Origin of the sequence: Klebsiella sp. KE9456, assembly GCF_043832615.1 — a bacterium.
Lineage (GTDB): Bacteria > Pseudomonadota > Gammaproteobacteria > Enterobacterales > Enterobacteriaceae > Klebsiella > Klebsiella indica.
The window spans coordinates 204880-216025 of sequence record NZ_JBDYQK010000011.1; the positions used below are offsets into that span (position 1 = coordinate 204880).

Consider the following 11146-nt stretch of genomic DNA (forward strand, 5'->3'; position numbering starts at 1 on the left):
GTTAAATAAATCAGGGGTTAATTTTTGTGGCAAGTGCAAACAAACTCACGCTGTTCATCGTCATTTTCATGTTGTTGGGTATCCTCTCCGGCGCGGCCATCCACGCATACGCAGCGCCAGCCGCCATCACCGCATGGTCAGAAAACATTACGCTGCTCACCGACGTGTTCCTGCGCCTGATTAAGATGGTGATTGCGCCGTTGGTCTTCAGTACCCTGACGGTCGGCATTATGCGCCTTGGCGAAACGGCGACCATCGGGCGGGTCGGCGGTAAAGCGATGGTGTGGTTTATCACTTCGTCAATTCTGTCCATTCTGGTCGGGCTGGTGATTGTCACCCTGGAGCATCCTGGCGCCGGTTTGAACCTGGCGATCCCTCAGGCGTCTGTGGATACCGGGCTGGCGGTGAGCGGGATGAGCTTAAAAGGTTTTCTGACCCATACCATCCCGACCAGCATTACAGAGGCGATGGCCAACAACGAAATTCTGCAAATTGTGGTGTTCTCAATGTTCTTCGGCATTGCCGGGGCGTCGCTGGGAGAAAAATTCAATGCGCCGCTGGTGGCGGCGCTGAATGTGGTTTCCCATATTATGCTGAAGGTGACCGGATACGTGATGTATGTGGCACCGCTGGCGATTTTCGCGGCCATTTCTTCGGTTATCGCCGCTCAGGGATTGGGGATACTGCTTAACTACGCTTCATTTATCGGCGGTTACTACGTGGCGATCCTGCTGACCAGCATGGTGCTGCTGGCGGTGGGCTATATGGTGTTGAAAAAAGAGGTGTTTCGCCTGCTGAATATGCTGAAAGACCCGGTACTGGTGGCGTTTACCACCAGCAGTTCCGAAGCGGCCTATCCGAAGACGCTGGAGCGCCTGGTGAGCTTCGGCTGCTCGCGCAACATCGCATCGTTTGTGCTGCCCATCGGTTACTCCTTTAACCTCGTCGGCTCGATGGTCTACTGCTCTTTCGCCGCGATGTTTATCGCGCAGGCCTATAACGTTCAGCTTAGCTTCGGCGAAATTAGCGTGATGATGCTGACGCTGATGCTGGCGTCGAAAGGGATTGCCGGGGTACCCCGTTCCGCGCTGGTGGTGCTGGCCGCGACAATTCCGAGCTTCAATATTCCGGTGGCGGGTATTTTGCTGCTGATGGGCATTGACCATTTCCTCGATATGGGGCGTTCGGCGATTAACGTGCTGGGTAACGGTATCGCCACGGCAATGCTGTCAAAAAATGAAGGCTTACTGGAGGATACGATCCCGGAGAGCGAAGCCGGACCTCAGCAGGTCGAAGCCTGATAAACATGCGCCCTCTGCGAGGGGGGCGTTCATGCCGGGGATAAAGCGGGTTTGAAAAAAGAGGCCCCTGACAGGCACGCGAGGGGCAATGTGACGAAGTGAATAATCCTCGATAAAGAGGTTTTTTTTATTGTATTTCTACCAGACTGCACGTTGCAGAATGTATTAGCGGCGGTATCGTCATACCAGAAAACCCGGTCATGTTACATGCAGTCAGTAACGACTGAATAGATGTTTTTCATCCCCTTGATATATTTCGGAATCCCTTGTCAAATAACCTGTCAGATTCCTAATTTCGCCCCGCATTCCGTTATTGACGATTGACTCTGGGGCGATTACCAGCGCTCTTTCAATAAATTAATAAATTGAAAAAAGTCATAATTATTATTAAGGCGATATTTTTCCATGATTTTACTTTTGTGCCAGACGATAGTTTTGGGCGTCACGTTGTGAAGTGCGGATATTTTACCGATGTCGAAGCCATGAATAATACCGCTGGCAACGGCGACCTGCGATCTTGATAGCATTTTATGCGGGCAGTTGCTGCATATTAGCTCAGAAGTGGCTGTTGGCGTTGGCGGCAGGTTTTCACTCTTTTTCAGTTCCCCGGCAATAATGTCAAACATTTTATTAATAGGCACGGATTTGATTGAGACAAAGGTAACGCCCTTCAGACAATTAACAATGCGTTCCTTTTCCGGCAGCGGGTCATAGCTGTGTAATATAATCACCGAACTGCCCGTTTTGCGGTTTTTTATGCTGGTATTACACAGATAAATCTCGCCGGGGAGAACTTCAGCGATAATCATATCTTTATCTGAAAAATCATTATGCTTATAAGAAAAAGTGACGTGCAGATGACGATTATGGCGGATCAGTTCGTTGATCATTGAAACCAGCGATTCTCTGAGGAAGGTATTTTTGGTATTGATTGCGATGTTAATTTTTTTCATGGCGTTACTTTCCTGATGAATCAACATAACGCCACTCCGTGGCCATACCTCCGGCGTATGCGGTGATTATTGCTATGCAAGTTTTTTATTATTATATTGCCTGGCCTTATTTTCTACGCATTGAGTTCTTGGCTGAAAACGGCAGCTTTTGTTTTTTCCTGTCTCTGAGATAAGAAACAAGACTGTAGACAGAAATGCACAGGCAAAATACGCACAGCAGTAAAGCTAACCATGTTTGCATGGTCATGGTTGGGATCCTTTAATAAATTTATTTGATAGTAAAGCGTACACCGCAGGCACGAGAATATTTTTATATTCATCTACAGGTTGTGCGGGCGGCGCATGGCCCAAAGCGTACGGCAAACTCTTCGCGCGTGGTCATTGCTGAATTCTGCAACAACCTGTTTTCTTTACAGAAAACGTTGCCGGTATGTTCACGACGCCTAATCAATGTAGGAAAAATCCTAGTGGTCCGTCAGTCTCATTCCTCTCATTTCTCTCAAAAAACGAAAAAAGTTACCAAAAAATGCGGAACTCATCCGGTGAGGGGGAAAAGCGAGACAGCAAGAGCCGCCGTCAGCCGGTAACATAACGGCTGCCGGACGGGGAGAGATCAGGAGATGAACGCCAGGCCTTTGCCAAAAATAGCGCGAATCGGCAGCGTGATGCCGTGAAGACGGGCTTTATGCCGCAGGCGGCTGATCACCACGTCAATTCGGTGCAGCTCCGGCTCGCCTTCATCGGTAAACAAACAATCGTGTAGCTCAACTTTGCTGCACACTTCATTGCGGTTACGCATTAAGATTTCCAGCAACCGGTATTCCTGCTGGGTCAGCGGCAGGCTGAGCCCCGATGGCGCAATCAACTGATCGGTGTGCAATTTCCACGGGGAGGCGGTTGCCGGCTTTGCGGCGACCGGTAGATCAACCTGTGCTGGCGGTTTTTGCTGCTGAAGCCGGGCGCCAAGCGCATGAATGTTATCCGCGAGGGCGGAGAAATTGACCGGCTTAATCAGATAGAGATCGGCGCCAGCATTAAACGCCTGCAGTTTGTCCTGCTCATGCCCTCTGGCGGTGATAACAATCAGCCCGTACTGACCTATTTCATGCAGATAGTCCAGTACGCTAAATCCGTCTTCTCCCGGCAGGCTGATGTCGATGAGCACGATATCGACAGGGTTGCGGTGCAGCTGTCGCCAGAACACTTCGGCGCTGCGTACGCCCCAGACGTCCAGTCCGCGATGGCGTAAAAAGGCCAGCAGTTCGTCGAGTAAATCAGCGCTATCTTCGATGATAGCCACGCGTAACGTCATGATTTGTCCTCCTGCTGTATAGCCGCTGGCAGCGTGAGCGCAAACTGGCATCCGGCAGAGGTATTTTTTGCCAGCGAGAGAGCACCGCCGTGGGCGTGGATGATTTGTCGGGCGACGTACAATCCCAGTCCGGTGCCGGATGCGTTGTTCGCATGCGGTTCGCCGCGTCGATAGCGTTCGAAAATATACGCGACCTGCTCAGGCGGAATACCGGGGCCGTGGTCGCTAATACGGATTTCAATCCATTTTTCCTGCTGAAAAATTTCGACGCTAATCTCCCCGGAAATCGAATATTTGACCGCGTTGTCGAGCAGGTTGGCGATGGCAATACACAACAGCCCGCTATCGATAAACAGCACCGGAGAAGGCGACTCAGGGCCGACGGTTTGCCCTTCAAGGACAACATTTAAATAGTGATCCAGCGACAAATCCACCACTGTCGCAGCCATAAAGATGACCTGCAGCAGGGGGGTATCCTGCTTATCGGGGCTCAGAGCGTAGGAGGAGAGGCGGGCATCGGCCAGGCAATTATCGGTTAGCTGCACCAGACGGTTTGTGGCCCGTTGCATGCGATCGAGGCGCGAACTCTGGGTGAATGTGGCAGCGGACAGGCGCAGGTTTTCCAGCGCTGCCTGAATAACCGCCAGCGGCGTTCTGAACTCATGCGCCACGATGCCCATAAACTGGCGCTGGTGGAAGCTGGCCTCGCGCTCAATCTGCAGTTCACGCGCCAACTGTTTCTTGCGCATCAGAGCGCGATTTTCCGCTTGTACCCGCAGCACGGCGATAATCAATACGATGAAAATATGGACTAGTAATGCGTACTGCCAGGCGGAATAAACCATGTTGTGAAAGGGAATAATACCGTTGATAGAGAGGAGAACCAGCCCGGTACACCCTACGTATAGCGGCGGCAGTATCCCGAGTAACAGCGTTTTCCGATCAACCGCTTTGCGTCGCCACAGGGTCCAGGACGTTATCAGCAGAAGGGGGGCGGCGATAAAGAAAACACCCGCTTTAATTTGCATCGCCAGACCGTAAAACCCCAGCGGAATACTGATTTGCAGAACAATATTCAAACCTATCGCCGCCAGCAGTAGTCGATGCAGGCGCGGCATATTCTTCTTCAGATCAAAGAATTCGCTATGCAGCCACAGGGTGGTGGCATAGCTCATCAGCGATATGCTGCTGATCATGTAATCCTGTACTGGCAGAACGGCGTCGCCAAATAGCCATGCCGGGTAGCCGTGCAGGGCCGCGACCAGCGGATAGTTGAGGGAGACCAGACAGATCCCCCAAAATAAACGGCGGCGCAGTACAATGGCGAGACACAGGGCGATAGCGCTGGCAATCGCCGCGAGGCCGAAGTAGAAGCTCCAGAAGGCGGTAGAGAGCGTGGCCGTATGCACAAACTCTTGTGGTGAGAAGAGGGTCGCCAGCAAAAGAAGGGTACTGGTGCTCCGGAGACGGAAGACCATCTCGTACCCCTCCGCCGTTGGCGGCGGCGGTAAAATCAGCACGCTTTTACGATAGTCGATGTCATTATCCCTGGTGGCGCTGCGATCGCCATACTCTTTTTGTATCCACGGGCCATCACTGCCATAGGGGCGATAGAACACGGTCATATGATCAACATATGACGGGCCAAGCTGTAGCCAGCGCTGTTCGCCGGAAAAATAGTCCGCAGGCAATAACGTCCGGAGCCAGAGGGTCTTTGACGAATAGCCAAACGACGGGATCTGCGCCACGGGTTTCAGCGCGCCTTTGGGTAAGGCGAGGAAGGCGTCCAGCGTCATCGTATTGCTGGCGTCGGTATACCAATAGACCGGAATATCGATCCCCAACTGGCGGACTTCCGCGTGAGCTGGCGTCCCGATGTGCAGGGCAAAAAGGACGCCACACCATGCCCAAAAAGGCAGCCTGCGGTGCATGCGGCCGGGCCCGGCGAGATGGATAGCAAAAACAGCGTACAAACGATTCAATCACGCCCCCCTTGCGGCATGGTTCAATAATATCAACAGGATATTAACGGCCAGACGACCGCAGCCCGAAATCCGGGAAATAAGTGTGTATATCCGTCATACGTCAAGTTGCTTATGCGTTGGTTACGCCCGCTCACCCTTGCTTGTCATTTTGAACCCGGGCAGTGCTCAGAATCCTCACGTACTACGTGTACGCTCCGGTTCTTTCGCGCTGGCCGTGTTCAAACTGGCTGCGCCAATAACACCTGGTGGGATAGGCTCTAAGCAACGCGAATTATTTAGGGTATAGGATGAAACGACGCCGCATTCTGCTGGTGTCGACAATATTATTCCAGCGTTATCTGTAGGCCAAAAAACTGGCCGGATCAGTAGTAGGAAAATTCTTAATTAACGTTAACGTATTCGGAATGGGGGATAAAATGCAAGGCAGAAGTTCAGTCAGAAGATAAAAATTTTTGCTGTTATCCCCGCAACGCGTTTTGTGGGAGAACTGGCGGCAAAGCGTGATGCGGCTGAGATTACTACGCCCGGTTAAAAAACGCGGTTGTTACGTTCGGGCGCGGTGATAACGGCGGCGCGATTAAACACGCCGACGTTATGGTAAGCGTCTGCGGCTAAAATCCGTAGCGGCTGAGGTCAGGGCCGACGGGGACGATACCGTTCGGATTCAGCGCCTTAATAGAGTAGTAGCCCTTTTTGATATGGTCGATATTGACCGTTTCGCGGATGCCGGGAATGGTCAGAATCTGGCGCAGATAGCGGTCGAGATTGCCATATTCCACTAACTTACGCAGATTGCATTTGAACAGGCCGTGGTAGGCGGCATCAAAGCGGATAAGGGTGACAAAAAGGCGAATATCCGCCTCGGTCAACGTCTCTCCGCAGAGAAACTGACGGGTTGCCAGATGCGCTTCAAGCTTGTCGAGCATGGCAAAAACGTCCGTGACCGCCTGCTGATAGCTGACCTGCGTGGTGGCAAACCCCGCCCGGTAGACGCCGTTGTTAAGCTGCGGATAAATCTCCGCATTGAGCTGGTCGATCTCTTCCCGCAGCGCGGCGGGGTAAAGGTCGATATCGTTGCGGGCCAGTTGGCCAAAACCGGTGTTAAACATGCGCACGATATCGGCAGACTCGTTGTTGACGATCGTCGCGGTTTTTTTATCCCACAGCACGGGCACCGTGGCGCGCCCGGTGAATCGTGGGGCGGCCCGGGTATAAAGCTGATGCAGCCACTCGGCGTGGTTGAGCGTATCGCGGTCTGAACCCGGATAATCGCCAAAGTGCCAGCCTTCATCCATTAACCAGGGCTCAACGACCGATACGCTAATCACCGCTTCCAGCCCTTTAAGCTTACGGGCGATCAGCGTACGGGAAGCCCACGGGCAGATCAGCGCCACGTACAGATGATAACGATCCGGCTCGGCAATAAACCCGCCGTCGCCGGTGACGCCGGGAGAACCGTCCGGCGTCACCCAGTGGCGAAAGCTGGAGGTCTGGCGCACGAAGCCGCCCTGTTTATCGGTTGCCTGTACCGGGTGCCACTCTGCCGCCCATTTCCCGTCGATCAGCATACGGCCTCCGTTACAGTTTTACTGGCGTTGGTTTCAATGCGTATTTCCCGTCACCGGTCAGCGCCAGAACGATCAGGCCGATAATCCAGAATGCCGGAAATTCCCAGCCACCGTTAGGATTGGTGAAGAAGAACCCGGCGGGACCGTGCACGGTAAAGATGGCGCCCAGCAGGATAGGGATCAATATGACCGCCACGATGCGGGTATACACGCCGAGGATCAGGGCGATCGCGCCAAGGAGTTCAACGGTCATGGTGATATAGGCCAGCCAGCCCGGCAGTCCGAGGGAGGCGAAGAATTTAGCCGTGCCAGCAGGCGTGAAGACAAAGAATTTCAGGCCAAAATGCGCGAGAAACAGAATACCTAAAGCAAGACGCATAACCAGAGCGGCATATGGGGCAGTACGTTGGTCAATCATGATGTAAATCCTCTCCTGTGAGTGTATGCGAAGACTGTACTCGATTTCGTTTGTCTGATTATCCGTGCAAAAGGCGCATGTTTATTTCCATTACGGAAATAATGTCAACAGCGGGCGCGTTCTTCATCATTGGCAAAGACTTCGGCCAGAAAATCGATCATCACCCGGGATTTGTGCGCCAGGTAGCGTGCGGGAGGGAAAACGGCATACAGCGCCAGCGGCGGCGCTTCGTAAGCCGTCAGCAGCGGAATCACGCTACCTTCGTCAATGGCCTGGCGGGCGATAAAATAGGGGAGCCGGGCGATGCCGAGACCGGCGCGGGCGGCGGCCAGACAAACTTCAGCATTGGAAAATTTTAATTTACCGGAGACCGGCTGGGCATGTAGCTGCTGCCCATCGAGGAACGGCCAGTGCCAGGGATCGCGAAAATTGGTATCGACAATCAGATCGTGTTGGTTTAGGGCGTCCCAGCGCGGCGGTTCGCCTCGGCGAGAGAGATATTCCGGCGCCGCGACCACCACGTTGCGGATGGGACACAGGCGGCGGGCAAGCAGCGCGCTGTCGCTCAGATTGCCGATACGTATCGCAAGGTCAAAACCTTCGTCCACCACGCTGACCAGCCGATCGGAGAAGCTGACGTCGAGCTCGATATCCGGATAACGGTGGGCGAAAGTAACCAGATGCGGGGCCAGTTGCGTGGTGCCAAAGGTCACCGGAGCGGAGATCCGCAGCCGCCCGGAGGGGGCGTTGGCGATATTCCGCACCGCGTCGTTGAGTTCATCGTAGTCAGTCAGCAACTGGCGGATGCGCTCATAGTAGGCCAGCCCGACATCAGTCGGCGTCAGTGAGCGGGTGCTGCGCCTTAACAGATTGACGCCCAGGCTGCGTTCGAGGCTGGAAATAAGTTTCGAGGCCTGGCCGTGACTGGTACCGCAGCGCTGGGCGGCGAGAGTAAAACTGCCGGTTTCCATTACCGCAACGAACATTCGATCGCAATCCAGCCGTTCCATAAGATTTTCCTGAGGTGTATTGTCAGTGGTGGCACTATAGCAAAGGAGAAGGCGCTGGACACGTCATCGCCTGAGCGGAGGGCCCGGTTGCAGAGGCCTCAGCAGGCTTGAGGCGACGAAAACGGGCGTTTCTTTGCGCGGATTTTATTTATATCAAAGAATCCCCGGGCGACTCTGTTATGTTGGCAATTCTGCCTGGAAAATGTCCAGGTTAATTATTCATGTGTTGTGGAAGGGGACCTTACAGGATGACGACAAAATCGCTAACGCTGTCTTTGGATGAACAACAGTCAATTCCTTTGAGTACGGTCTCGGGAACGCTGGGCCATGTCGGCATGGATATCCGTCCGCTTGCGCCGCTCGGGATCTGTAGTTTTGACCCCGGTTTTACGAATACCGCGGGCTGCGCGTCGGCGATTTCCTATATTGATACCGAAAAGAGCATTCTGCTGCACCGGGGCTATCCGGTTGATCAACTGGCCCGCCAGTGCGATTTTCTTGAGGTCGCCTGGATTTTGCTGCAAGGGGATGCGCCAGACGAAGCCAGCTATCAGCAATTTAAAGAAAATATTACTCGCCACAGCCTGGTGCATGAGCAGATTGCGCGTATGTGCAGCAGTTTTCGTCGCGATTCCCATCCTATGGCCTTAATGTGCGCCCTGGTGGGGACGCTGGCGGCGTTTTATCACGATGTGCTGGATGTGGAAAACCCGGCGCACCGTGCGCTGGCCGCTACCCGTTTGCTGTCGAAAATGCCGACGCTGGCGGCGATGAGCTATAAGTTTTCCATTGAGCAACCGGCGCAGTATCCGCGCAACGATCTCTCCTACGCGGGGAACTTCCTGCATATGCTGTTTGCCATTCCGGCTGAGGATTATCAGCTCAATCCGGTGATTGAGCAGGCGATGAATCAGATTCTGGTGCTGCATGCCGACCACGGGCAGTGCGCCTCAACCACCACGGTGCGGGCGGCGGGCTCGTCCGGCGCGAATCTGTTCGCTTGTATCGCCGCAGGGCTGGCTTCCCTGTGGGGGCCAACTCACGGCGGGGCGAACGAAGCCAGTATGCGCATGCTGGAGGAGATTAACACCGTTGATCAAATCCCCGCGTTCCTCAGTAAAGCGAAACGCGATCCGCAGGCGTTTCGCCGTCTGGGATTCGGTAATTCCCGCTATCGCAATCTCGATCCGAGAGCCGCTATTCTGCGGGAGACCTGCCATCGGGTACTGAATGAGCTGGGGATGTCAGATATGCCGCTGCAGGTGGCGATGGCTCTTGAAGAGGTGGCGCTGACCGATCCGTACTTTGTCGAGAATGGTCTGTCGCCCAGCGTCGATTTTTATACCGCGGTGATCCTGAAGGCGATGGGTCTGCCTTCGTCAATGTTTGTGGTCATTACCGCCGTAGGCAGAACGCTTGGCTGGGTGGCGCACTGGAATGAAATGCATGAGACGCCGCTGAATATTTATCGTCCGCGGCAGATTTATACCGGTGAGAAAATGCGGGATTACGTTTCGCGCCGCAAAGGGTGATGTTGTACGTATTCTAATCCACAGGTGTGGAGACAGACGCGGCCTGGCGGTGTATGGAAAGACGCAGTGCTGGCCCGCTGCCCCTCACATTCTGGTTCAGAGGGCTGTTCCGTTCACTGTGAATACGCAGATAGTGAGTAGGCCGGGTAAGGCGTCAGCCGCCACCCGGCAAAAATGCGGGCACAATAATTTCATACAGATTCGGCATCACGCTTAAACCTGCTTCACATTCTGGTTCCGTGGGCTGTTCCGTTCACTGTGAATACGCAGATAGTTTTTCTGACCCTTGCGAGTGAACGGGCAGGGGGACGTTTCGCCCGTCCCCCTGCACCCCCGGCATGGCGCTGGAAACCTGCCGCTGCGCGGTCCGCTCCACTCCGGCTTCATCTGGCGGACCGGGCGGGACTCGACGTCCCTGTCTCGACCCACCCTCTGGCCGCCGTCCTGGCGGCCAGTCCTGGATGCGCGCCTGCGTTCCCGCCAGGTTTCCCTGATGCGCACAACCCCCCTGCGATGAGCCCGCAGTAAACCTGCAACTGCCTGACCGCTGAAGGTGATAAAAACTTGGGAAAACACCTGCCACATCTGAAAGACTGACAGTGAGTAGGCCGGGTAAGGCGTAGCCGCCACCCGGCAAAAATGCGGGCATGATAGCTAAATGGGCTTGTTATCCCCCGGTGGCGCTGCGCTTACCGGGGCTACAGGTCCTCAGCCGCCTGAAGGCGGGGAGCCCGGTATTTATGGGTTTCCAGGTCAGGTAAGGCGTCAGCCGCCACCTGACAGGAATGCGGGGATGGCAGCGAAAACCGGCCTGTTATCTCCCTGGTGGTGCTGTGCAAGCGCCTCATATTCCGGTTCAGAGGGCTGCTCCGTTCACCGCCGGTACGAGGATATATGTTATCTCCACAGCCTGTGAACGGGCAGGGGGACGTTTCGCCCTTCCCCCTGCACCCCCGGCATGGCGCTGGAAACCTGCCGCTTCGCGGTCCGCTCCACTCCGGCTTCATCTGGCGGACCGGGCGCGACTCGACGTCCTGTCTCGACACGCCCTCTGGCCGCCGTCCTGG

Annotated in this window: 9 protein-coding genes; 2 read left to right on the top strand and 7 right to left on the bottom strand. The window is 54.6% G+C overall.

Translation table 11 applies throughout. The features are described from left to right. Nucleotides 1-26 precede the first annotated feature (26 nt). Nucleotides 27-1301: a dicarboxylate/amino acid:cation symporter gene (locus ABK821_RS13565; protein ID WP_138359904.1), complete on the top strand. Its 1275-nt coding sequence runs from the start codon at nucleotides 27-29 to the stop codon at nucleotides 1299-1301. Nucleotides 1302-1636: 335 nt separating this feature from the next. Here ABK821_RS13565 and ABK821_RS13570 read toward each other — a convergent pair whose 3' ends face one another. The 7 genes from ABK821_RS13570 to ABK821_RS13600 form a co-directional block, all read right to left on the bottom strand. Further along, nucleotides 1637-2254: a transcriptional regulator gene (locus ABK821_RS13570; protein WP_138359903.1), complete on the bottom strand. Its 618-nt coding sequence runs from the start codon at nucleotides 2252-2254 to the stop codon at nucleotides 1637-1639. A gap of 106 nt (nucleotides 2255-2360) precedes the next feature. Continuing rightward, a complete protein-coding gene (locus ABK821_RS13575; RefSeq protein ID WP_138359902.1) occupies nucleotides 2361-2501 on the bottom strand; it encodes a small membrane protein in 141 nt (46 codons plus the stop codon). Between the two features lie 366 nt (nucleotides 2502-2867). Next, on the bottom strand, nucleotides 2868-3566 hold the full coding sequence (locus tag ABK821_RS13580; RefSeq protein WP_138359901.1) for a response regulator transcription factor: 699 nt from the start codon (nucleotides 3564-3566) through the stop codon (nucleotides 2868-2870). Beyond that, a complete protein-coding gene (locus ABK821_RS13585; RefSeq protein ID WP_138360041.1) occupies nucleotides 3563-5497 on the bottom strand; it encodes a sensor histidine kinase in 1935 nt (644 codons plus the stop codon). The genes ABK821_RS13580 and ABK821_RS13585 overlap by 4 nt, the downstream gene beginning before the upstream one ends. A 665-nt stretch (nucleotides 5498-6162) precedes the next feature. After that, entirely contained in the window at nucleotides 6163-7119 is a 957-nt protein-coding gene (locus tag ABK821_RS13590; protein WP_395033963.1) for a glutathione S-transferase family protein, read from the bottom strand. 10 nt (nucleotides 7120-7129) lie between these two features. Then, the gene (locus ABK821_RS13595) at nucleotides 7130-7537 is read right to left on the bottom strand and encodes a DoxX family protein (protein WP_142502219.1); all 408 of its coding nucleotides are present in this window, start codon (nucleotides 7535-7537) and stop codon (nucleotides 7130-7132) included. A gap of 104 nt (nucleotides 7538-7641) precedes the next feature. Continuing rightward, nucleotides 7642-8547, bottom strand: a complete 906-nt coding sequence (locus tag ABK821_RS13600) for a LysR family transcriptional regulator (RefSeq protein WP_138359898.1) — start codon at nucleotides 8545-8547, stop codon at nucleotides 7642-7644. Between the two features lie 248 nt (nucleotides 8548-8795). Between ABK821_RS13600 and ABK821_RS13605 the strand changes: the two genes are divergently transcribed. Further along, nucleotides 8796-10079 (top strand): citrate synthase, encoded by a 1284-nt coding sequence (locus ABK821_RS13605; protein WP_343178944.1) that lies wholly within the window; start codon nucleotides 8796-8798, stop codon nucleotides 10077-10079. Nucleotides 10080-11146: the final 1067 nt, after the last annotated feature.

Coding starts and splice junctions, on each gene's coding strand:
- ABK821_RS13585 (WP_138360041.1), bottom strand. CDS start 5,497: ATGCACCGCAGGCTGCCTTTTTGGGCATGGTGTGGCGTCCTTTTTGCC.
- ABK821_RS13595 (WP_142502219.1), bottom strand. CDS start 7,537: ATGATTGACCAACGTACTGCCCCATATGCCGCTCTGGTTATGCGTCTT.
- ABK821_RS13575 (WP_138359902.1), bottom strand. CDS start 2,501: ATGACCATGCAAACATGGTTAGCTTTACTGCTGTGCGTATTTTGCCTG.
- ABK821_RS13570 (WP_138359903.1), bottom strand. CDS start 2,254: ATGAAAAAAATTAACATCGCAATCAATACCAAAAATACCTTCCTCAGA.
- ABK821_RS13600 (WP_138359898.1), bottom strand. CDS start 8,547: ATGGAACGGCTGGATTGCGATCGAATGTTCGTTGCGGTAATGGAAACC.
- ABK821_RS13605 (WP_343178944.1), top strand. CDS start 8,796: ATGACGACAAAATCGCTAACGCTGTCTTTGGATGAACAACAGTCAATT.
- ABK821_RS13580 (WP_138359901.1), bottom strand. CDS start 3,566: ATGACGTTACGCGTGGCTATCATCGAAGATAGCGCTGATTTACTCGAC.
- ABK821_RS13590 (WP_395033963.1), bottom strand. CDS start 7,119: ATGCTGATCGACGGGAAATGGGCGGCAGAGTGGCACCCGGTACAGGCA.